Origin of the sequence: Christiangramia aestuarii, assembly GCF_009735585.1 — a bacterium.
GTDB lineage: Bacteria > Bacteroidota > Bacteroidia > Flavobacteriales > Flavobacteriaceae > Christiangramia > Christiangramia aestuarii.
The window spans coordinates 565,467-587,479 of record NZ_VJVW01000002.1 but is presented as its reverse complement, the minus strand read 5'-3'; the positions used below and the strand labels follow the sequence as shown (position 1 = coordinate 587,479).

General features: G+C 43.5%; 19 protein-coding genes. 10 read left to right on the top strand and 9 right to left on the bottom strand.

Annotated elements, in window-relative coordinates; all coding sequences use genetic code 11:
• Positions 1–275: 275 nt before the first annotated feature.
• The 5 genes from FLP08_RS06575 to rplM all read right to left on the bottom strand — a co-directional run bounded on the left by FLP08_RS06575 (position 276) and on the right by rplM (position 4,081).
• Positions 276–998 carry a tRNA1(Val) (adenine(37)-N6)-methyltransferase gene (locus FLP08_RS06575; protein WP_156275219.1) on the bottom strand — a complete coding sequence of 241 codons (723 nt, stop codon included), beginning with the start codon at positions 996–998 and terminating at the stop codon, positions 276–278.
• Positions 999–1,259: 261 nt separating this feature from the next.
• Entirely contained in the window at positions 1,260–2,084 is an 825-nt protein-coding gene (gene tsf, locus FLP08_RS06570) for a translation elongation factor Ts (RefSeq protein ID WP_156275217.1), read from the bottom strand.
• An 89-nt stretch (positions 2,085–2,173) separates the two neighbouring features.
• On the bottom strand, positions 2,174–3,070 hold the full coding sequence (gene rpsB / locus FLP08_RS06565; RefSeq protein WP_156275215.1) for a 30S ribosomal protein S2: 897 nt from the start codon (positions 3,068–3,070) through the stop codon (positions 2,174–2,176).
• 169 nt (positions 3,071–3,239) lie between these two features.
• Positions 3,240–3,626, bottom strand: coding sequence for a 30S ribosomal protein S9 (rpsI, locus tag FLP08_RS06560; protein WP_156275213.1), 387 nt, complete (start codon positions 3,624–3,626; stop codon positions 3,240–3,242).
• Positions 3,626–4,081, bottom strand: a complete 456-nt coding sequence (gene rplM, locus FLP08_RS06555; RefSeq protein ID WP_162430960.1) for a 50S ribosomal protein L13 — start codon at positions 4,079–4,081, stop codon at positions 3,626–3,628. Before rplM ends, rpsI begins: the two co-directional genes overlap by 1 nt.
• A 376-nt stretch (positions 4,082–4,457) precedes the next feature.
• Between rplM and FLP08_RS06550 the strand changes: the two genes are divergently transcribed.
• Positions 4,458–5,009, top strand: a complete 552-nt coding sequence (locus FLP08_RS06550; protein ID WP_162430958.1) for a lipocalin-like domain-containing protein — start codon at positions 4,458–4,460, stop codon at positions 5,007–5,009.
• 126 nt (positions 5,010–5,135) lie between these two features.
• Here the strand turns inward: FLP08_RS06550 and FLP08_RS06545 are convergent, their stop codons facing one another.
• The 3 genes from FLP08_RS06545 to FLP08_RS06535 form a co-directional block, all read right to left on the bottom strand.
• Positions 5,136–5,645 carry a DUF3124 domain-containing protein gene (locus FLP08_RS06545; protein WP_156275210.1) on the bottom strand — a complete coding sequence of 170 codons (510 nt, stop codon included), beginning with the start codon at positions 5,643–5,645 and terminating at the stop codon, positions 5,136–5,138.
• A gap of 8 nt (positions 5,646–5,653) precedes the next feature.
• Positions 5,654–8,482: a DNA polymerase I gene (gene polA, locus FLP08_RS06540; protein ID WP_156275208.1), complete on the bottom strand. Its 2,829-nt coding sequence runs from the start codon at positions 8,480–8,482 to the stop codon at positions 5,654–5,656.
• Between the two features lie 118 nt (positions 8,483–8,600).
• Positions 8,601–9,578 carry a glycosylasparaginase gene (locus tag FLP08_RS06535; protein ID WP_156275206.1) on the bottom strand — a complete coding sequence of 326 codons (978 nt, stop codon included), beginning with the start codon at positions 9,576–9,578 and terminating at the stop codon, positions 8,601–8,603.
• A gap of 215 nt (positions 9,579–9,793) precedes the next feature.
• Between FLP08_RS06535 and FLP08_RS06530 the strand changes: the two genes are divergently transcribed.
• The 9 genes from FLP08_RS06530 (at position 9,794) to FLP08_RS06490 (ending at position 21,045) form a co-directional block, all read left to right on the top strand.
• Positions 9,794–11,275: a sodium/pantothenate symporter gene (locus FLP08_RS06530; protein ID WP_156275204.1), complete on the top strand. Its 1,482-nt coding sequence runs from the start codon at positions 9,794–9,796 to the stop codon at positions 11,273–11,275.
• On the top strand, positions 11,272–12,789 hold the full coding sequence (locus FLP08_RS06525) for a class I adenylate-forming enzyme family protein (protein ID WP_156275202.1): 1,518 nt from the start codon (positions 11,272–11,274) through the stop codon (positions 12,787–12,789). Before FLP08_RS06530 ends, FLP08_RS06525 begins: the two co-directional genes overlap by 4 nt.
• Positions 12,767–13,693: an alpha/beta fold hydrolase gene (locus FLP08_RS06520; protein ID WP_156275200.1), complete on the top strand. Its 927-nt coding sequence runs from the start codon at positions 12,767–12,769 to the stop codon at positions 13,691–13,693. The genes FLP08_RS06525 and FLP08_RS06520 overlap by 23 nt, the downstream gene beginning before the upstream one ends.
• Positions 13,693–15,129 carry a hypothetical protein gene (locus tag FLP08_RS06515; RefSeq protein WP_156275198.1) on the top strand — a complete coding sequence of 479 codons (1,437 nt, stop codon included), beginning with the start codon at positions 13,693–13,695 and terminating at the stop codon, positions 15,127–15,129. The genes FLP08_RS06520 and FLP08_RS06515 overlap by 1 nt, the downstream gene beginning before the upstream one ends.
• Before the next feature lie 130 nt (positions 15,130–15,259).
• Positions 15,260–17,737, top strand: a complete 2,478-nt coding sequence (locus FLP08_RS06510; RefSeq protein WP_156275196.1) for a TonB-dependent receptor — start codon at positions 15,260–15,262, stop codon at positions 17,735–17,737.
• A 21-nt stretch (positions 17,738–17,758) separates the two neighbouring features.
• The gene (locus FLP08_RS06505) at positions 17,759–18,550 is read left to right on the top strand and encodes an alpha/beta fold hydrolase (RefSeq protein ID WP_156275194.1); all 792 of its coding nucleotides are present in this window, start codon (positions 17,759–17,761) and stop codon (positions 18,548–18,550) included.
• Positions 18,547–19,317, top strand: a complete 771-nt coding sequence (locus tag FLP08_RS06500) for a 3-hydroxybutyrate dehydrogenase (protein ID WP_156275192.1) — start codon at positions 18,547–18,549, stop codon at positions 19,315–19,317. Before FLP08_RS06505 ends, FLP08_RS06500 begins: the two co-directional genes overlap by 4 nt.
• A 130-nt stretch (positions 19,318–19,447) precedes the next feature.
• Entirely contained in the window at positions 19,448–20,674 is a 1,227-nt protein-coding gene (locus FLP08_RS06495) for a metallophosphoesterase (RefSeq protein WP_156275191.1), read from the top strand.
• A gap of 74 nt (positions 20,675–20,748) precedes the next feature.
• Complete coding sequence (locus tag FLP08_RS06490; protein ID WP_156275190.1) at positions 20,749–21,045, top strand: thioredoxin family protein; 297 nt, start codon at positions 20,749–20,751, stop codon at positions 21,043–21,045.
• Here FLP08_RS06490 and FLP08_RS06485 read toward each other — a convergent pair.
• Positions 21,029–21,721 (bottom strand): polysaccharide deacetylase family protein, encoded by a 693-nt coding sequence (locus FLP08_RS06485; RefSeq protein WP_156275188.1) that lies wholly within the window; start codon positions 21,719–21,721, stop codon positions 21,029–21,031. The genes FLP08_RS06490 and FLP08_RS06485 overlap by 17 nt on opposite strands.
• Positions 21,722–22,013: the final 292 nt, after the last annotated feature.

Here is a 22,013-nt window from a genome sequence, read left to right as displayed (position 1 = left end):
TCTTTTTTCTTTTTTCCATTGATGAACCCTTCGGCTTCGCTCAGGAGAAATAAAAAAATCTAGTCTTCATTTTCTTATTCACCCATCACGGCTTAAATCTTAAAAGAATTGCAGTCGGCCTCAAACAGTAATCCTTTTTTTTTACGGATTTCTCTCCTATGGGTCCCGAAGCTCAAAATGAGGACAATATATTTCTAAGGTATCCGTCATGCTGAACTTGTTTCAGCATCTTTTAGAGACCCTGAAACAAGTTCAGGGTGACGAAACTCATCGATTTATAATTTCAGGTAGAAATCTTTGACCAGAGCCTTGAATTCTTCGGTGTAATTATGTCTGGAAATCTCTAAAATGAGTTCATCGATTTCTGGTTCTGTATTCTCAAAACCAAAGCTGATAAGGCTTCTTTTGATTGGCGAATCTTCAGTGCCTTTTACCCTCGTTATCTTAAGTGGGAAAAGCTTGTGTTCCTTCGCAATTTCGAGAGCGTTTTGTTCTTCCGTAAACGGAATAATAAGATCAAAATGTCCTTTTTTAGAAAGCAGGAGGGAGGCTCCTTCGATCAATTCAGTTAGGGGAAGGGCGTCAGCGAAACGCGCTTGATCCCTGTTCTCATTTCCGGTCTTATAATCTTCAGAATAAAAGGGAGGATTGGAGATAATTAGGTCGTATTCTTCTTCATCCTGCATTTCTTCCACAAACTCATCGAAACCTGCGTGGTAGCAGAAAAGTCGGTCGCCCCAGTCGCTTTTTTCGAAATTCTCCACAGCCTGTTCATAGGCATTTTCTTCAATTTCAAGCGCATCGATTAGTTGAGCATCAGATTTCTGTGCCAGCATTAGCGCAATAAGGCCCGTTCCTGTGCCAATATCCAGGATGCTTTCTGGTTGATGAACCAAGGAAGCCCATGCTCCAAGAAGCACACCGTCTGTGCCGATTTTCATTGCGCAGCGATCCTGGTCTATACTGAATTGTTTGAATTTGAAGGGTTTTTGAGACATTTTGTAAAAGTAAAAATTTAATGATGTTGTCATTTCGAACGTAGTGAGAAATCTTCTAGTGAGTTCAATACTTATTTGAGATTTCTCAGTCATTTCATTCCTTCGAAATGACTTAATACAAAATTCTGAACTTGATTAAGAATCTGTGGAGAAGCTGAAACTCCCGAAGCATCGGGACAGCTCGACGATACAAAAATAAGAGAATAAAAAAAGAGGTTTTAAATGAATAAAACCTCTTTTTAGAATTTATATGATATGAGCTTATCCTAAAGCTACTCTTTCAAATCCTACAACTTCAAGGTCACCGTCTACAGACTTAACGTACTGTGCAACGCTTTGCTTGTTGTCTTTAATATACGCCTGGTGTACCAAAGTGTTGTCTTTGAAGAAACGCTGAAGTTTACCCTGAGCGATCTTGTCTAACATATTTTCTGGCTTACCTTCCTCTCTTAAAGTATCTTTAGCGATCTCGATTTCTTTATCGATCGTAGCCTGGTCTACACCAGATTCATCAAGAGCTACAGGGTTCATAGCAGCAGCCTGCATAGAAACGTTTTTCGCAGCTTCTTCAGCTCCGTCTACGTTCTTAGAAAGACCTGTAAGAACAGCGATCTTGTTACCAGCGTGGATGTAAGATCCTACGAATGGAGCTTCCAAAGTTTTGAATGCGCCTATCTCGATCTTCTCACCAATAACTCCTGTTTGCTCAGTAAGTTTTTCTTCAACAGTAATTCCGTTGTAATCAGCTTTCAATAACTCTTCTTTTGTTGAGTAGTTAAGAGCCATATCAGCGAAATCGTTAGCTAATTTGATGAAGTCATCATTCTTTGCTACGAAATCTGTCTCACAATTTAGAGAGATGATCACCCCTTTAGTGTTGTCTCCATTAACCTGAGCTATAGCAGCCCCTTCAGAAGAATCTCTGTCGGCTCTCTTGGCAGCAACTTTCTGACCTTTTTTACGTAGCAATTCGATTGCAGTATCATAGTCACCATCAGCTTCTACTAATGCTTTCTTACAGTCCATCATTCCTGCACCAGTAGCTTTTCTTAATTTATTTACTTCAGCGGCGGTTATCTTAGCCATAATATTGTTTTTTATTTAAAAAAAGTCGTTTAGAAACTCACTGTAAAGAAAGAAACTAAACGACTTTTAGATTTTATGAAAACGTTATTTTATTCTTCTTCGTTAGATGATTTTGCCTTGTCTAAAGTTTCACTTTTAGATTCAAGCTTTACATCTTTCTTAGCTTCTTTCATTGCCTTTTTATCTTCGGCGTCTTTTGAAGGAACTTCAGCTTTCTCCTTTTTTACTTTAGGAGCCTTGTCTTCTTTGCCTTCTTTTGAAGCTTTCTCTTCTTTCTTCTTAGCGTCTTTGTTAGACTTTCTTTCAGAAAGACCTTCTACGATAGAATCTGCAACATAAGAAACAACTTTGCTAATAGATTTAGAAGCATCGTCGTTAGATGGGATTAGATAATCAACCTCACGTGGATCGGAGTTGGTATCTACCATCGCAAAAATTGGAATGTTTAGTTTTTGTGCTTCTTTGATCGCGATGTGCTCACGTGTAGTATCTACAACGAAAAGCGCAGCTGGAAGTCTTGACATGTCTGCGATAGAACCTAAGTTCTTTTCCAGCTTAGCTCTAAGACGATCTACCTGAAGACGCTCTTTTTTAGAAAGAGAGTTAAAGGTTCCGTCTTTCTTCATTCTATCAATAGAAGCCATTTTCTTAACAGCTTTACGAATAGTAACGAAGTTGGTAAGCATACCACCAGGCCAACGCTCGGTGATATAAGGCATGTTTGCCTTTTCAGCCTGCTCTGCAACGATCTCCTTCGCTTGTTTCTTTGTAGCTACGAAAAGGATCTTTCTTCCGCTTGCCGCGATCTTTGCAAGAGCTTCACCAGCTTCCTGCATTTTAGCAGCACTTTTATATAGGTTGATGATGTGGATTCCGTTACGCTCCATATAGATATATGGCGCCATGTTCGGGTTCCAGCGTCTGGTTAAGTGTCCAAAATGAACACCAGCATCAAGTAATTCTTTTACTTCTACTTTGTTTGCCATTTTTGTAATAGTTTACGTTCTGTTGAGATAGCAACAATCAGGTGGCTACTTAAGGAAGTACGGCCCTGGCTGTTTAGATGCTAAACTAACCCCTGTTCGGCAGGAACAGAGTAACAACAAAAAATTAATTTTTTTAATGAACTTCCCGGAAACCAATCCGGTAATAAGATTAACGTTTAGAGAACTGGAATTTCTTACGGGCTTTCTTCTGACCGTATTTCTTACGTTCTACCATACGTGGATCTCTAGTAAGAAGACCTTCCGGCTTAAGAGCGCCGTGGTTTTCAGCGTCTAGCTCTACCATAGCTCTGGAAAGGGCAAGACGGATAGCTTCAGCCTGTCCAGTGATACCACCACCGTATACGTTAATTTTAACGTCGAAGTTTCCTTCGTTCTCGGTAAGCATCATTGGCTGGTTTACTTTGTATAAAAGGGTACCAGTAGTGAAGTAATCTTTAAGGTCTTTCTTGTTTACGGTAATGTTTCCTTTTCCTTCTGAAACATATACACGGGCCACAGCTGTTTTTCTACGGCCAATTTTGTGAATTACCTCCATTACTTAACGTCGTTTAAGTTAATAGTTTTAGGTTTTTGAGCTTCGTGATCGTGTTCAGATCCTACATAAACCTTTAAATTTCTGAATAGGTCAGCTCCAAGTTTGTTCTTTGGAAGCATTCCCTTGATTGCCTTTTCGATAAGTCTCTCTGGACTTTTTTCGAATAATTCGGCAGCCGTTAGACTTTTTTGCCCACCCGGGTGACCTGTGTGACGCAAGTATTCTTTAGCGTCCCATTTCTTTCCGGTCAAGTTGACTCCTTGTGCGTTTAAAACAATTACATTGTCTCCGCAGTCAACGTGTGGGGTGAAGTTAGGCTTGTGCTTTCCTCTAAGTAGGTATGCTACTTTAGAAGCAAGACGACCTAAATTTTGTCCTTCAGCATCTACCACAACCCATTCTTTGGTTCTGGTGGCTTTGTTAGCCGATACTGTTTTGTAACTTAATGTGTCCACACCAATTGATTTTACTAATTATTAAACATTCCAATCCCGTTTACCCGAATCTCAATCGGGAAAACAGGGGTGCAAATGTACAATTATAAATTCTAATAGCAAATAGCGAAAAGATTATTTTATTTGCTTTGAAGAGACTGATTTTCAGTGAAATCTAAGATTTATATTTTTTCCAGTTTACAAAGACAGCGAAAATTAAGGAGCTGAAATTCAGCTAGGCCCTTTTTAATAATTCCGAAGCGATTTCCTAACCGATTAAAAACGTTAAAAGTCGGTAAACGATCATTTTAATGTTAAAAAAGTCATAAAATTCTTACGAAGAGCCTTATGTTTGCATCGAAACCAAATGCTTAAGGAAATGATTAAATCTTTTAAAATGAAATGCCTGGCCCTTATCGCTATTGTATTTCTGGGGTTAGTGGGATGTAGTAAAGATGAGGCAGGGGCAGATCCTCAATTAAAAGTAAGTGATGCAATGGCTGTAACCAATGCAGATATGATTGGCCACTGGCAATTATCGCGTATGATGGCCGATACTCTGGTAGATCTGGATGATGATAATTCCTTCAGCAAAAATCTTTTGGATGAAACCGATTGTTTTAACACAATGAGTATAACATTTAAGAAAGACGGAACGTTTATTAGTAACAATGCCCAGATGAGCTTTGAAGCAGGTGCTTCACAAAATGAGTTTAGCTGTCTTTCAGATAGAATGGATTCCGGGAACTGGGAAGTAAGAAATGATAGTTTGATCCTGGAAATGCAGATAAATGGTGAAACATACATTCATAGGAAACTGATCAATTTTGAAAGTGACAGGTTTTCTTTTGATGTGAACAAGATAGAGTCAAATCAATATGTGAACGACCCGGGTGATACCCAGGCTTCAGCAATAAGAATTTTAGAACTGGAGTATTCCAGAAAATAGAATACCCGTTCTAATTGTAGTTTTAGTGTTAGTTGGAAAACCTCACAGGCGTTAGTTTGTGAGGTTTTTTGTTTCGGATACTATTAAAATGGAGGGTATTCTGGAATCCTGTATGGCTTAATTGGATTAATCTATTCGAACTCCTTTACTGGTAAAAGATAAACCCTGCTGACCAGAGGTAGAGATCATTACACCTTCAAAAAGTGGTTCTGTAGAAGATTGTTTTATAGACCATTCAAAGATGAAATTTGCCCCGGTACCTCCTTCTTTATCAGTTTCATCAACAACGATCTCTACGGTTTCCAGTGGAGCAATGAATATGGGATGATCAAAATAAATGCGGATGGGTTCCCCTTTGGTGTTAAAATATTCAGCCTTATCTATATAGATGGTGTCCTCCATATCTATATTTCTCATGCTGACTGTGGAAGTAAGGTTATGGGTACGGTGTTCCGTCTGGCTATAAATTTCAGAATAGACCGAAAGATAGGATTTGCCCTTTTTAAGGGAGTCGGTCACAGAGCTATCAACACCCCGGGCTTCCCAGTTCACGGGATCATAAGAACTGATCTCCTTTTCCTTCTTACAGGAAAAAATGAGTGCAGAGAAAAGTAAAATTAAGATCCCTTTTTTCATTTCTTTAATTAATGTGCCTCCAGCCAGTTATCACCTGTTCCAAGGTCAACGTCTAACGGAACTTCGAGTTTGTAGGCATTCTCCATTTCGCTTTTTATCATTTTCTGAACCTTCTCCAGTTCATCTTTGTGTGCATCGAACACCAATTCATCATGCACCTGCAGGAGCATCCTGGTCTTATAGTTTTCTTCTTCCAGCTTCCTGTGGATATTGATCATGGCCAGTTTGATGATGTCGGCAGCACTTCCCTGGATTGGGGCATTCACTGCGTTTCTCTCGGCAGCGCCACGAACCACCTGGTTCCTGGAATTGATATCCTTTAAATACCTTCTCCTGCCCAGCACGGTGGAAACATAACCGTGCTCCCGGGCAAATTCTACCTGGTCTGCGATATAACTGCTCAGTTTTGGGTAGGTCTTATAATAGGTATCTATCAATTCCTTGGCTTCACTTCGGGAAAGCGAGGTCTGGTTGCTTAATCCGAAAGCGGAAACCCCATAAATGATCCCGAAATTCACCGTTTTCGCGTTACTACGTTGCTCGCGGGTCACTTCTTCCAGCGGAACACCAAAAACCCTGGCGGCAGTAGAAGCGTGAATATCCTCTCCATTCTGGAAAGCTTTGATCATGTTCTCCTCCTTGCTCAAGGCGGCGATGATCCTGAGTTCAATTTGAGAATAATCGGCAGCAAGCAATACATAATTTTCATCACGAGGAACGAAAGCCTTCCTAACCTGCCTGCCTCTTTCGGTTCTTATTGGGATATTCTGAAGGTTCGGGTTGTTTGAGCTTAGCCTCCCTGTTGCGGCAGTGGTCTGCACATAATCTGTATGCACCCGACCGGTGGTTTTTTCAACCTGGTTCGGGAGGGCATCTACATAAGTGTTCTGAAGTTTTACCAGGCCTCTAAAGTCCAGTACATGCCTTACGATATCATGCTCATCTGCCAGTCCAGATAATACATCTTCACTGGTAGAATACTGACCGGTCTTGGTCTTTTTTGGTTTTTTAACCAATGCCAGTTTCTCGAACAGGATAACTCCTAATTGTTTTGGAGAGCTTATCAGGAATTCCTCACCTGCAGCTTCATAGATCTTAGCTTCCAGGTCCTTGATGTCTGAAGCCAGGGCTTCCGATAATGATTTCAGGTATTTTTCATCCAGCCTGATGCCTTCCAGTTCCATGTCGGCCAGTACCTTGACCAGCGGAATTTCGATCTCGTTGAAAAGCTTCCTGGTTTCTGCCTCATCGAGTTCTTTTTCAAAAAAATTCTTCAGCTGGAAGGTGATATCAGCATCTTCTGCGGCATATTCGGTTTGCTTGTCCAGGGGCACATCTCTCATATTACCCTGGTTCTTGCCTTTTTTGCCAATAAGTTCTGAAATAGGTTGAGGTGTATAGTTAAGGTAAGTTTCGGCCAGCACATCCATATTATGGCGCATATCTGGATTAATCAGGTAATGCGCGATCATGGTATCGAACAGAGGTCCTTTTACCTCGAGCTTATATTTATCCAGTACCTCGATATCGTACTTAAGGTTCTGGCCTATCTTTTCTATTTTTTCATTTTCGAAGAATTCTCTTAGTTCTTCGATGATCTTCTGGGCCTCTTCCCTGTCTTCGGGGAAGGGGATATAAAATCCTTTCCCGGCCTCCCAGGAAAAAGCGATGCCTACAAGTTCAGCTTCCAGTGGGTTCAGGCTTGTAGTTTCGGTGTCGAAGCAAACGCTTTTTTGTTTCAGCAGTCTTTCAATAAAAAGCTTACGCGCCATTTCTGTGGTCACAGCCTGGTAAAAGTGTGGAGTATCTGAAAGATTGGTCCTGGAGGAAGTTCTTTCTATTTCTTCTCCGTCTCCGCCAAAAAGAGAGAATTGTCCTGCGCCAGCAGTTGCCTGGGCATTTTTCTTGGCAGAAGGCGAATTGGTGACCTGGGTTTGCTGGGTTTCTTCCTCTCCGCTGAAAAGTTTAATGAACTGGTCTTTTAATCTTCTGAATTCCAGCTCGTCGAAGATCTCCTGTACCTTATCTCCGTCTGGCATCGAAAGCTCATAGTCTTCTGCATGGAATTTCACATCGCAATCGGTAAAGATGGTGGCCAGTTTTTTGGATAAACGCCCCAGTTCGGCATTTTCGATCACCTTTTCTTTCATCTTTCCTTTAAGGTCATCTGTATTTTCCAGCAGACCTTCCATACTGCCGTATTTCTTTATGAACTTTTTAGCGGTTTTCTCGCCCACTCCCGGAAGCCCCGGGATATTGTCTACAGAATCTCCCATCATGCCGAGAAAATCGATCACCTGCTCGGGTCTTTCCACTTCAAATTTCTTCTGAACTTCAGGAATTCCCCAGATCTCGATGCCGTTACCCATACGGGCAGGCCGGTACATAAAAATATTTTCAGAAACCAGCTGGGCAAAATCCTTGTCTGGAGTGACCATATAAACCTTATAGTTCTCCTTTTCTGCCTGCTTGGCCAGGGTCCCGATAATATCATCGGCTTCCATACCTGCACTTTCCACCACCGGGATATGCATGGCTTTCAGGATATCCTGTATGATCGGGATAGCCTCACGGATAGGCTCCGGGGTTTCGTCCCTGTTGGCCTTGTATTCAGAGAACATTTCAGTTCTTTCTTTACTGCCATCCTTATCGAAACAAACCGCCAGGTGATCTGGTTTTTCACGTCTTATCACATCAAAAAGTGAATTAGTGAACCCCATGATCGCTGAGGTATTGAAACCCTTGGAATTGATACGAGGGTTTTTGATGAATGCGTAATATCCACGAAAAATTAAAGCGTACGCGTCGAGTAAGAAAAGGCGTTTTTGATCGGCCATTGGTGTCGTTTAAATATAAAATTGAGAATATTCCAAAACTACAAAGATATTAGCAGTCTTCCTTGCAAACAATCAACAATAAGCAATTAACAAAAATCATAAAGAGCTAAAAAGCTAATTAATTTTCCAGGTAAGATTTGCTCGGATTGTTCGTGCTTTCTCCATTACAGAACTTTGCGTAACTGAATCCTTTATGTATGCAATAAGAACCAATTTCTCCTTTTTTGTTCATGGCGACATAGGCAACCTGGAAATCCTTGTAGTTTGGTGATTTTCGTACGGTACGCATCACCGCTTCTTCACAGGCTTCCTGCGGAGATTTTCCCTGTCGCATTAGTTCCACGATCAAAAAACTACCCACACTTTTCATGATGGCTTCTCCCATTCCGGTTCCAACAGCGCCGCCTACCTCGTTGTCCAGGAATAAACCTGCGCCGATGATAGGGGAATCTCCCACGCGACCATTCATTTTATAGGATAAACCGGAAGTGGTACAGGCCCCGGCGATATCTCCATTTTTATCCAGGCATAGCATCCCAATGGTATCGTGATTTTCAATATTTATGATCGGCTTGTATTCTTTATGCTCCAGCCAGTCTTTCCATGCTTTTTCTGACTCCTCGGTCAGCAGGTTCTTTCTTTTGAACCCCTGCTGAATGGCGAACTGCAATGCTCCTTCACCGGCCAGCATTACATGTGGGGTTTCTTCCATTACCTTGCGTGCCACCGAAACCGGGTGGGCGATCTCCTTGAGGTAAACCACCGAACCGGCATTTCCCTCTGGCGACATGATACAGGCATCCAGGGTGACATTCCCGTCCCGGTCTGGCGCGCCGCCATCACCAACGGTGGTGTTCTTAAGGTTTGCTTCTTCTACCATAACCCCTTTTTCCACAGCATCCAGGGCTGAAGCTCCATCTTCCAGCATGCTTCCGGCCATTTTTGTCGCGTTCTGGAAATTCCAGGTAGCTACCGCTACCGGATAATTTTTGGTCATATTTAATTCTTTAAAGATTGATCGGGATAAGACAGAAGGAGCCGCGCTTATCGCTGCTCCGGTAAGTCCTGTTTTTAAGATAAAATTCCTTCTCTTCATATAGAGTTTACTGGTTGAGGTCCCGTTCTGGTAAATTTATTAAAAGCATGTTTAAAACCAGGATTCAATATGGTCGCACTTTACTAATCATTTGATATGAAGGTTCTATTTGAATAAAATTTAATTTAAATCTATAAGTCGCAGTTCTAATTTCATAAAATGATGTTAATTCGTATAGGTATAATTTTAAATTCACATTTTGTAATTAAGCAAATATGTTCGCCTCAGAAACCTGGTCCCTATACGTCACGATACTTTTAATTGTCTATGCTCTGGTCATTCTTTTCTTTGTGATTAGAGGTAATCTCAGGACCAAAAATATCGATGATTTTGCCATTGGCAGTGACGGTTTTCCTGCCTGGGCCGTAGGCCTGAGCCTGGCCGCATCCATGACCAGCGCGGCCACATTCATAATAAATCCGGGGTTTATTGCACTTTATGGATTTTCGGGGCTTATCTCTTTCGGCATCGTTATGCCCATCGCCATTTTTGCCTCCCTTATTTTCTTTACCAAGGCATTTCAGAAACATGGTTCCACGGTAAAAGCGCTTACCATGGCGCAATGGATTGGCAAACGCTATGACTCCAAAGGACTCACCATTTTCTTTGCGATCCTCTCTTTATTGCTAATAACTTTCATTGTTCTAATTTGTGTTGGCTTGACCCAGATCATCTCGAAATCATTGAACCTGGAGCCATTTTATGTGCTTATGGGACTTATCGCCTTTGTTTTTGGTTATACCATGTTTGGCGGGGCCAACTCAATGGTCTACACCAATACGGTGCAGGCAATTATCATGTTCGTGGTAGCAGTGATCCTTTTATGGTCGGGTTCAGAATATTTCTCCAATGGTTTCGACGGAATTGTAGAATTACTGAACGAAATAGACCCGAATCTTACTCAACCCACGAATCCCGAAAGTTTTCTTTTCCGCGATTATTTTGAGATCATCGTATGCCAGATCATAATCGGGATCGCTATCGTTTGCCAACCCCATATCATTACCAAAACCCTTTTTCTTAGAAGTGAAAAAGCGATCAACGAATACCTGACCGTAGCCATCATTTGCATGAGCGTTTTCTTCCTGGTGGTGGTCGTTGGATTGTATGCCAGGATCACTTTTCCTGATTTAAGCATAGCGGGTACAACGCTAAAAATGGATGAACTGGTTTCGGCTTATGTGGTAAAGACCTTTTCCGCAGGGGTCGGGGTGATCATCGTGGCGGGATTGATCTCGGCCGGACTTTCTACCCTCGAAGCCCTGATCCAGTCTTTATCTACCACGATAACTACAGATCTTATTGCGCCCTTTCGGAATAAAGAAAATTTCAACCAGGTGGGCCTGAACAAGGTCGTTATCATTTTGCTGGCGGTGGTTAGTTTCTTTTTAAGCTACGACCAGATCATTGATCCCAATGTTAGTGTGGCGATCTTTGCCCAGAATGGGGTCTATGCCTATTTCGCGGCGGCTTTTGTTCCCGTGCTTTTCGGAATATATTTTAAGAAGGTTAGCAAGAACGCGGTTTTTATCGCCAGTTTCTCTGCGGTGGCCCTGCATTTTATCATCTATTACGGCAGGATCACGCCCTATATGCAGGAGCCGGTGAACAACCCGGGAGTTTCTGCGGCCATTGCCGTGGTAGCCTCGTTCATAATTGGTAATTCTCTATATTTAATGAGTAGAAAGAAAGCATGAATTATTTCGACTGGATAGCAAAATGGTCTGTTTATACACCCTGTAAAACCGCGGTGGCTTCTGTAGATACAGGTAATACCTATACCTATAAAGAGCTGAACCAGCTTTCTGTCCAGGTAGAAAAATGTCTTCGGGAGGAATATTCCATTCAGAAAGGAGACAGGATCGCCGTGCTGGCATGCCATTCTCCAGAATACCTTGTCTTGTTCATTGCGGCGCAACGTATGGGCGCAATCCTAGTGCCCCTGAATTTCCGGGCTTCGGTTCCTGAGCTTGTTTATTGCATCAGGGATGTGGAACCCGTGCTTTTTATTGTTGAAAAGGAATTCGGGCATATCCTGAAGCCGGTCAAAGAAGAGATCTTTACCAGGTCTGTTGAATTTCAGAATATCTTCGAACAGGCGGCCGGATTTGATTCTGGAGCCCTGCCTGCCGAGATCGAGCCGGAACAGGCGGTATTTATTTTCTATACTTCAGGCACTACCGGCAAACCTAAGGGAGTGCTTTATACCAACCGTATGCTGTTCTGGAATAGCCTGAATACCTCGGTGCAGCTGGAGATCACTTCCGTAGATTTTACGTTAAATGCCCTGCCGCCTTATCATACCTCTGGCTGGAATGTACTGCTTCTGCCCATGTTGCATCGTGGTGCGAGGGTAGATTTTATTAGATCTTTCAAGCCGAAAAAGGTGCTGAATTATATTCAGGACCAATCCATAAGTCTTTTCCTGGCCATTCCCACCATGCTCAGGATGATGGTGAAAAATCCTGCTTTTAAAAATTTTAGTGCTTCGAAGCTAAAATATATCGTCGTTGGAGGAGAGGACCTTTCCATTTCGCTGATCGATAAGTGGGCCGAAAATGGCATACTCTTAAGACAGGGTTATGGTCTTACCGAAGCCGGCCCCTGCATCACCTCCCTGCATCACCATGACGCCCTCTGGAAAAAAGGTTCCATAGGGAAGCCAAATTTCTATGTAGACCATAAGATCATTGATGATGAGGGTCTGGAAGTTGAAATTGGTGAGAAAGGAGAACTCTGTATAAGAGGTCATATAGTTACCCCGGGTTACTGGAACAATTCGGCCTACACCTTTGAGAAAATCAAGGACGGATGGTTCCATACCGGAGATATTGTGAAGATGGACAAGGAGGGATTTCTTTACATGCTGGGGCGCAAGAACCAGTTGTTCATATCTGGAGGTGAAAATATCTATCCGCTGGAAATTGAGAACTTGCTACTTAAAAACCACTTCGCAAAAGAAGTGGCTGTTGTTGGCGTGGAGGACGAAAACTGGGGAGAAGTTGGTGTGGCCTTTATGGCTGGCATAAAACATGCTTTGAGCGATGAAGAATTAGCCCAACAACTAAGGTCTTTAATGGCTTCATATAAGGTGCCCCGGCACTTCATTTACCTGGATTCCCTGCCTAAATCTGGTATCGGTAAAATAGACCGAAAGAAACTAAAACAATTGTTCAAGCAAATACAACATGAGAAAAGGAATATTAGCTAGCCTGTTGTGTCTGGTTATCACCGCGCTAACAGCCCAGCAAAAGATCAAAGAAACAGTAACCTACGACCTACCAGTGAAAAGTATCCAAATAAATTCTGAAACCATCGCCTATACAGACCAGGGAGCCGGGGAGCAAAGCCTGTTGTTCGTGCATGGACTTTCCAGTAACCTCGATGCCTGGAAGAAGAATGTAAAGGGGCTGGAAAATGATTTTCGCTGTATCGCCATCGACCTGCCAGGATACGGGAAATCTTCCCGGGGAAAAACCGATTTCAGCCTGGCAGAATACGCCGGTATGCTAAAGGAGCTGGCGCAGAAACTGGACCTTAAAAAAGTGAGCCTGGTGGGGCATAGCATGGGCGGGCAGATCGCCATGCATTCGGTTATTCAATACCCTGAAACTTTTGAAAATCTTGTTCTTATCGCACCTGCGGGTATCGAAACATTTACCGAACAGGAGGCAACCGTGATGAAATCGGCCTATACTCCCGCCATGGTGATAAATGCCAGTGACGAGCAGGTGCTGGCCAACTATAAACTGAACTTTTATTCTTTTCCTGAAGACGCCCAGCCGATGGTTGATCAGCGTATCGCCATGAAGTCTGCGGAAGATTTTCCTGATTATGCCGAAACCGTGGTGAACAACATTCATGCGATGCTGGATGAACCGGTGATCTCAGAAATTAGTAAGATCGATCTCCCGGTTTTGATGATCTTCGGAAATAACGATATGCTTATTCCGAATAAATACTTTCATCCTTCCCAGAGCATTGACGGACTTATTGAAACTTCCAGGCAAAAGTTCGATCAGCTAGAGGTGAAAACCGTTGACGAAGCTGGTCATTTTGTTAATTTTGAAAAGGCCGAAGAGGTTAACCAGGCCATTAGGGATTTTCTGAATTAATGAAGTCTAAACTTAAAATATTTACCGATTTTGCTGAAGGGGTCCTGCCTCATGAAGCCTCCTATCTTCAAAAGGAAAACAGGATAAGGGATAGAGAAAAGTCAGAGATACTGGAAAGGGTTTGCAGAAATGCCGAACGTTTTTTCACTTCTGAAGAGTTCGACGAAGAGATCGATAAACGCAAATATGCCTATATCAAAAAATGGATAGGCCAGAAGTTGGAAAGGGCAGATGTGGATGCCCACCTGGAATATCTTAGCCATATAGAAAAACAGATACTTACCGATACCATCTCATCTTCCGAGGAAAAGGAATTGCTGGAGTATATCCATATTTATGACCAGACTTCCTTTTATTTCCAAAAATTCTACGAACTGGTGAGGGAATACCAGGATTATCTTCTGGTGAGGTTCAGGTACCAGGATTGTGAGATCACCGAGGCTTTTTTAAAGGAGAACCAGAAATATTATCAAAAAGCCCTAAAGGTCAAGGATGAGATCTTTCATGCCACCAAAGACCTTACCCGGCAGTATACCTCCCAGAATACCAATACCAAGCCCTGGGAATCCAGGCTGCTGGAATATCTATATGATGACGAGCTTGATGGCCGCAATAAGTATCATGCCTTTATCAGGCTGGTGTTCCTGTATTTCAATTATAAGGAATACGAAAAGGCCCGGCAGGTTTTCGATTATATAGATGAATGTTTTAAGAACGGGCTTATGTATTCGCGAAGGGTATTGTTCAACTATTACGCGAACCGGGTGATCCTGCATTCCAATCTCAAGGACCTGGACCAGGCAGAATATTATGCTCACCTTTCGGTAAAACAGGAGAACAGCGACCAGTTATTCTACCTGAACAACCTGGTGGCGATACTTCTTAAAAAGGAAAAGAACAAAGAAGCCCTGGACCTGCTCACCGGGAACTATAAGCTATTCAAGAACTCCTTTAACCATCACCAGAAACTGGGGTTTGCTACTCACTATGTTAGAACGCTGGTCAGGAATAAGCGTATAGCCATTGCCGAGACCTTTGCCAGGAATTTCTTGTATGAGAACCGGAAACATGTTTTTGAACATCGCTGGAGCCGGTTCTTTTCTAATTACCTTATGTTGTTAACTACCGCCGAAAAACCTGCTGAGGTGATTGGTCTTACAAAAAAATATAACCTGCTGGAGAGGGAAACCGAGGCGATGTGCCGGGATAATTTTATTCCTAAGATCCACTGGTATTATCACCTGGCCAATTACCTGAACGGGCAGAGTTCAGAAGACAGGTTGTTCGAGCAGCTAACCGGGAGCATAGACCTTGCCCAGCTTGATGCTGAAGGAACAGAAGCCCTGTTGGAATTCATAGATAGACTGGCCTTTAGCCTTCCCCGTTTCTTTTCCAGACTAAAGTCGCACTTTGAGCAAAACGCCCTTATTTACTAGGTTATTTTGAATATTACCAGCTTCCTGTGCTTAAATCAGGTTAGGGTCATACTTCATTATCTTTCTCCTGCTTCCTTATTGCTGACTTCCCTTGTTAAATTCGTCTTAAAATAATTTAAAAACATCTCTTATGAAGATCAGACTTTTCACCATTATGAGCTTGCTGTTCGGGGTATTCGCGTACGCTCAGACGGGAAGTATCAGCGGTACGGTTACAGATGCCGCTACCGGGGAACCATTGCTGGGGACCAATATTGTAGTTAGGGGAACTAATACCGGGGCTACGACCAATGAAAATGGATATTATAAACTTGAGCTCGAACCTGATGATTATACCATTGAAGTTTTCTTCATGGGCTACGAGACCATTAGCAGGGATATTACTATAGCAGCCGGGGAAGATATGACCATGGACTTCAGCCTAAACCAGTCTTCATCGGTGATGGAAGAAGTGGTAGTTTCGGCGAACAGGAGACCGCAAAAGATCACCAGGGCTCCGGCCACGGTGAACGTGATCTCTTCTGAACAGATACAATCCTTTGCCGGGCCCAACCCGGGTGAGCTGGCTGCACGCCAGAAAGGTGTGGACTTTGTTCGTACCGGGGTGCAGGGAACAGGTTTGAACATACGCGGATTCAACTCTGCCTTTAACTCCAAAAACCTGCAGGTAGAAGACGGAAGGATATCTTCTCTAATCGCAACCGGGCTGCCGCTTGGGTCTTTCACTACCATTACCAAAGAAGATATAGAAAGGGTGGAGATCATTCTTGGGCCAAACGCCGCTCTCTATGGGCCTAATGCCCACAATGGTCTGGTGAATACCCTAACAAAAGATCCGAGGACCTCAGAGGGTCTGGACCTGGTGGTGGGAGCCGGAAACCAGGAACAATTTACAGCCAGGGGTAGGTATGCCCAGAAGGTGAGCGATAATTTCGCTTTCAAGGTTTGGGGAGAAAGAACCCAGGGAGAGGAATTCGAATATGTGGATTCTGTTTATGTAGGTACCGAAGCATATGACGAACTAGAGCTGGACAGGGATTTCTCTACTACAAAGTTTGGGGCGGCTACCTATTTCACCTTTAACGAGACCAACGACCTTATCGCTTCTTACGGTCACAGTAATAACTCCAATCTTGGGGTGACCAATGCCGGAAGGAACCAGATCAAGGACTGGTCTATAGATTACCTTCAGTTAAAATATGTCTCTCCACACTTCTACGGAAACCTTTACCACACCTGGAGTAAGACCGATGAGACTTACGCGATCAACCAGCGTACACAGAACTACGTTTCTTTTATCAATAACGGATTTACTGAAGCAGAGGCCCTGGAAAGATCCTTTACCGAACAGTGGTTCCCTATCGAGGGAATTCCAGATGGCGGGATCAGCCTCCCAAGAGGATCCGTATTTAAGGATGCCTCTACCAGGCTGAACGCAGAAGCCCAGTATAACAATAATTTCGGGAATCTAACTTACGTGATAGGAGCACAGTACCAGCAGGACAATGCCGATTCAAAGGGGACTTACCTTTTAGACCAGGATGGTGAGATCACCATAGACCAGGTGGGAGTTTACGGGCAGCTGGAATATACTTTTGAGCAGGCAGACCTTGACCTTCTTTTCGTGGCCAGGTATGACGATCATGAGTTTTACGGAGGAAACTTCATTCCAAAAGCAGCCGTGGTAAAGAATTTCGATTTTGGTAGCTTCAGGTTGACTTACGGGAAAGGTATCGCTGCTCCATCTATTCTAAACCTTAGTGGTAACCTTTTCGGCGGACTTGTCCTTGGAAACGGGGAAGGCTTTACGCTTGAAGATGGTACAGAGATTCCTGAACTTAAAGTTGAAACCATCAAGTCCTGGGAGATTGGGTATAAAGGAAAACTTTTTGGAGACAAGACCTTCTTCGAAGCCAACGCCTATTATAACCAGTCTGAAGACTTCCTGAGCCCGTTGATCAATATTTCAGCGACCTCTCCGGTAGCTCTAAGAGGGGATACTCCTATAGAAGAGCTTATTCCAGGGTCTGACGGTTCGTTCGTACTTACCTACCTGAACTTTGGAAAAGTGGATACTTACGGGGCAGATCTTGGAATCAATTACTTTATAAACGATCAGAACAGGCTTTCTTTTAACTATTCCTATTTCGGCTATGATATAGATAAGAACGACCCGGCCAACGACGGGAACAGGGATGGATTGGTTCTGGATACAGACCTTCCTTTGAACACCCCGGAAAATAAGTTCGGCATCGGCTATTACTATACGGGGCCAAAATTCTTCGGATCGCTTTACGGAAGATATGTACAGGAATATGATTTCTTCTCCGGGATCAATATCGCAGCAGAAACCCAGGATCTTAATGGCGATGGCGTGAACGATGTTATTGAAGGAGCCAGGAATGGCAGAACCTGGAACTACGGGCCCTTAGGAGGATTCTTCAACCTGGACCTTACCCTGGGATATAATTTCAACGAGAACTGGACCGTGGGAGCTTCGGTGACCAACGTGCTGGATTCTGAAGTAAGACAGTTCGTGGCTTCTCCGGAGATCGGGAGATTGTTCATGGTGGAGCTAAAATATCACCTGCCAATAGGAAAGAATTAAGAATTTAATCCTGTTAGACAGATGATCCAGAAAACAGAATTAAACAACGGGATTAGTCTGGAGTACCTCGACCAGGGAGAAGGAGAAGTGGTTCTTCTTCTTCATGGGCTTGGCTCCACCAGGGCCGACTGGGATTTTCAGAAAGATGCTTTTTCCGAAGATTTCAGGATCATTGCACCAGACCTCCGGGGGCATGGAAATTCTTCCAGGCCCAGTGGAAAGGATGCTTATGGCATTCCGAAATGTGCCGAAGATATGAAGCTCCTGCTGGAATCACTTGGTATTTCAAGCTGCATGGTCGTAGGTTTTTCCATGGGAGGAGCTGTGGCCTTTCAAATGGCTGCTGAGTATAAAGACCTGGTTTCAAAACTGGTGATCGTGAATACAGCACCAGATTTTAATGCCCTGGGAGAGATGGGAGAGCAGATGATTAAGGACCGTACCCAATTGCTGAGGTCTGAAGGCATGGAGGCCATGGCTGCTAAAGTTTCAGAAGGAATGTTTCCTGAAGAGAAGCAAAAGCATCTTCGGAAAATATTCTTCGAGCGTGCCCATCAAAATGATCTGGATGCCTATTACCATTCATTCATCACCCTTATGGGCTGGGGAATAGGGGAGAAGATCAGAAATATCGAGGTTCCCGCATTGGTAGTTGCTTCAGACATGGATTATACCCCGGTGGATTTAAAGAAATCCTATGCTGAAAAAATGCCCGATGCCAAGGTGGTGGTAATACAAAATTCCAGGCATGGAGTGACCATGGACCAGCCGGAACAATTTAATAAAGCAGTTTTAAAATTTTTAAAGTCATGAATAAAGCAGCCCTGATCACAGGAAGTACCAGCGGAATAGGGAAATCTATCGCCATCGCTTTTGCCGATGCGGGTTATGATATCATGTTTCATGGCCTGGAAAAAGATGGACCGCAGATCGCTGAAAAAATAGGAGAGGAGTATTCGGTGAAAACCGCATTCTCTAACGCCAACCTGAAAGAGCAGGACGCGATAAATGAACTGGTTTCAGAAGCGGTCAAAGAATTCGGGAAGATCGATATTCTTATCAATAATGCAGGAATACAACATGTTTCAAAAGTTGAGGACTTCCCCCTGCAAAAATGGAACGATATTATCGCGATCAATCTCACTTCAGCCTTTGTGGCTTCCCGGGCCGTCTGGCCTTTTATGAAGCGCAATGGTTTCGGGCGTATTATCAATATTTCTTCGGTACACGGGTTACGAGCTTCAGAATACAAATCGGCCTATGTGTCGGCCAAGCACGGCATCATAGGGCTTACCAAGGTGCTGGGACTGGAAGGCGCCGGCGACAATATTACCTGCAATGCCATTTGCCCCGGATATGTGAGAACTCCGCTGGTTGAAGGCCAGATCAAAGACCAGGCGAAAGCTCACGGACTTTCTGAAGAGGAAGTAATAAAACAGGTGATGCTTAAAAAGCAGGCCGTAAAAGAATTTATTCCCGAAAAGAAGATCGCCGAACTGGCACTTTTTCTCGCCAAGGAAGACTCTTCGGCCATTACCGGCTCGGCATACGTGCTCGACGGGGGCTGGAGCGCACAGTAAATTTTTAGTTTGGGATGTTTGCAGATAGGCAGGGCAATTATTTGTCCTGCCTATCTTGTTATTAGTTAAAATGAACTAAAAAATTACTCCCGGAGGGAGATTCCCAATATCTTCGCAAAAAAGTCCTATAATGCGTTGGTTCATCCTGATTGCGATCTTTCTGGTCATAGATATTTATGCGTATCAGGCCCTCAGGGTCTTTTCCAGGAATACCTGGGTGGGAGTGATCTATTTCCTGGTTTCTGCCCTTCTTATCGCCAATCTTTTCTACCAGTTCAATCAGCCTGCGCCAAATGATGGTTTTGGAGGTGGCCGTGGTTATGCCATTGGTCTTTTCCTTGCTTTTTTCGTCGGAAAACTGGTGCTTACCATTATCATGCTGGGTGAAGATGTGGTAAGGGTTCCTATGGCAGGGGTGCAGAAGCTTTTTGGTACTTCCGAAAGTTTTGAAATGCCCTCCCGCCGGAAATTCCTTAGTACGATCGCCCTGGGTCTGGCTGCGATCCCTTTTGCCGGATTGCTGTATGGGATGTACAAAGGGCGTTATAATTTCAGGGTGCTCAGGTACACCCTTTATTTCGAGGACCTTCCCGAAGCTTTCGACGGCTACCGCATAAGCCAGATCAGCGATATTCACAGTGGTAGTTTCGATAATAAGGAAAAGATAAGGTACGGCGTGGAGCTTCTAAAGGAGCAGGACAGCGACCTGGTGGTATTTACCGGTGACCTGGTGAACAATAAGGCTTCAGAAATGGATGGCTGGAAAGAGCTTTTTTCTGAAATAAAAGCCAGGGACGGGGTGTTTTCGATATTAGGAAACCATGATTATGGAGATTATCATAACTGGGAAAGTCAGTCGGCAAAAATAGAGAACCTGGAAAAGCTGAAAAATACCCACGCCGAAATGGGCTGGAATCTTATGCTGAACGAGAACAGGTTCATCGAGAAGAAGGGTGAGCGTATCGCCCTGGTAGGAGTGGAGAACTGGGGTGCCGGTGGATTCAAAAAAGCGGGTGATCTTAAAAAGGCCGGAGCAGGGGTAGATGAGAATGATTTCAAGATCCTGCTAAGCCACGATCCTTCTCACTGGGAGCAGGAGGTGAAGAGCGATCCCAAGAAATATCATTTAACCATGAGCGGGCATACCCATGGGATGCAGTTCGGGATAGAGATCCCCGGCTGGTTCAAATGGAGTCCCGTGCAATATCGATATAAACACTGGGCCGGGATCTACGAGGAAGCCGGCAGGTATATCAACGTGAACAGGGGATTCGGATTCCTGGCCTATCCCGGGCGTGTGGGCATCTGGCCGGAAATTAGTGTCATAGAACTGAAAAAAGGTTCTAAGCCCGCATAATTAGAAGAATTTCCTATATTTGATTTAAGCTGGCCTACCCGGTAGCCGGCAGGCGAAAAAATAAATCCTGAATTATGTCAAAATTTGGCGAATTAGTAGACCTTAAAATTCCTGTTCTTTTAGACTTCTATACAGAATGGAATGACGCTTCGGTAGCGATGCACCCCGTGCTTAGGGATGTTGCCGCGGCGATGGGCGACAAGGCGAAGGTGATCAAGATAGATGTGGATAAGAATTCACAGCTGGCAGAAGCGCTTCGCGTAAAAGGGCTTCCTACGCTAATGATCTATAAGTCTGGAGAGATGAAATGGCGGCACAGTGGAGAGCAGGATGCCAACACGCTTATTGGCCTGCTTAAAGAGCATCTTTAAGACTTCTGAATTCCCATCCTTTATTATGGTAGTGTTGCAGGATCTTCGGTAAGATGATCTTCAAATTCTTCATGGCTTTAATGCTGTCGTGAAAAACGATGATGCTGCCTGCTGTAGCGTTTCTGGTTACATTTTCAAGGCATTCCTCGGCTGAAAATTCCTGGTCGTAATCACCACTTATCACATCCCACATGACAATTCTATATCCCTGCTTATTTAATGATCTTGCCTGTGAATTTTTGATCTTCCCGTAGGGCGGACGAAAAAGGGGGTAGTTCGGGGTTTTTAGTTCGGAGTTCTTAGTTTTGGGTTTATGAGTTTTAGTTTGTTCACCTGTTTCTATTAAGATCTTCTCGGCCTGCCTGGTGTTTTCTAAATAATCTGATACAGAGGTTTTCCAGCCGTCGAGGTGATTGAAGGTGTGGTTCCCTACGCAATGTCCTTCCTCAATAATTGTTCGGAAGATATCCGGATGTTTTTTCACATTATCGCCTATGCAAAAGAAAGTGGCTTTGGCGTTATATTTACTAAGCAGTTCTAACACCCATGGCGTCGCTTCCGGAACCGGGCCATCATCAAAAGTAAGGTAGATCGCCTTTTCGTTCCCGATGCGTGTAAGTCTTTCCGGGTACGGAAGCTTAAGAAAAGACGGGTATTTTGCACGGAAGATTTTCAAAGATAAATTTCAAGTTTATTGGTGAGGATTTAAATATCCAAAATTGATCATTTAAGGACCAGATATAGATATGCTATTTACAATCTATAAATGCATTCGTGGCGAAATAAAGAATCAAGATCATTTAAATGGCCACGAATTCACGAATAAGTCTTTTGATATTCCCAGGAACAATGAATGGCTAACCAAACCAGGGGAAAGCCTTCGACCCTTCCGCAGACTAAGGAACTCAATTTATAATTGTACATAGTAATTGATAAGTTCTGTTACAGGTTGTAGCACAATAACCAAT

Coding starts and splice junctions, on each gene's coding strand:
- FLP08_RS06575 (WP_156275219.1), bottom strand. CDS start 998: ATGTCTCAAAAACCCTTCAAATTCAAACAATTCAGTATAGACCAGGAT.
- tsf (WP_156275217.1), bottom strand. CDS start 2,084: ATGGCTAAGATAACCGCCGCTGAAGTAAATAAATTAAGAAAAGCTACT.
- rpsB (WP_156275215.1), bottom strand. CDS start 3,070: ATGGCAAACAAAGTAGAAGTAAAAGAATTACTTGATGCTGGTGTTCAT.
- rpsI (WP_156275213.1), bottom strand. CDS start 3,626: ATGGAGGTAATTCACAAAATTGGCCGTAGAAAAACAGCTGTGGCCCGT.
- FLP08_RS06550 (WP_162430958.1), top strand. CDS start 4,458: ATGAAATGCCTGGCCCTTATCGCTATTGTATTTCTGGGGTTAGTGGGA.
- FLP08_RS06545 (WP_156275210.1), bottom strand. CDS start 5,645: ATGAAAAAAGGGATCTTAATTTTACTTTTCTCTGCACTCATTTTTTCC.
- polA (WP_156275208.1), bottom strand. CDS start 8,482: ATGGCCGATCAAAAACGCCTTTTCTTACTCGACGCGTACGCTTTAATT.
- FLP08_RS06535 (WP_156275206.1), bottom strand. CDS start 9,578: ATGAAGAGAAGGAATTTTATCTTAAAAACAGGACTTACCGGAGCAGCG.
- FLP08_RS06530 (WP_156275204.1), top strand. CDS start 9,794: ATGTTCGCCTCAGAAACCTGGTCCCTATACGTCACGATACTTTTAATT.
- FLP08_RS06525 (WP_156275202.1), top strand. CDS start 11,272: ATGAATTATTTCGACTGGATAGCAAAATGGTCTGTTTATACACCCTGT.
- FLP08_RS06520 (WP_156275200.1), top strand. CDS start 12,767: ATGAGAAAAGGAATATTAGCTAGCCTGTTGTGTCTGGTTATCACCGCG.
- FLP08_RS06515 (WP_156275198.1), top strand. CDS start 13,693: ATGAAGTCTAAACTTAAAATATTTACCGATTTTGCTGAAGGGGTCCTG.
- FLP08_RS06510 (WP_156275196.1), top strand. CDS start 15,260: ATGAAGATCAGACTTTTCACCATTATGAGCTTGCTGTTCGGGGTATTC.
- FLP08_RS06505 (WP_156275194.1), top strand. CDS start 17,759: ATGATCCAGAAAACAGAATTAAACAACGGGATTAGTCTGGAGTACCTC.
- FLP08_RS06500 (WP_156275192.1), top strand. CDS start 18,547: ATGAATAAAGCAGCCCTGATCACAGGAAGTACCAGCGGAATAGGGAAA.
- FLP08_RS06495 (WP_156275191.1), top strand. CDS start 19,448: ATGCGTTGGTTCATCCTGATTGCGATCTTTCTGGTCATAGATATTTAT.
- FLP08_RS06490 (WP_156275190.1), top strand. CDS start 20,749: ATGTCAAAATTTGGCGAATTAGTAGACCTTAAAATTCCTGTTCTTTTA.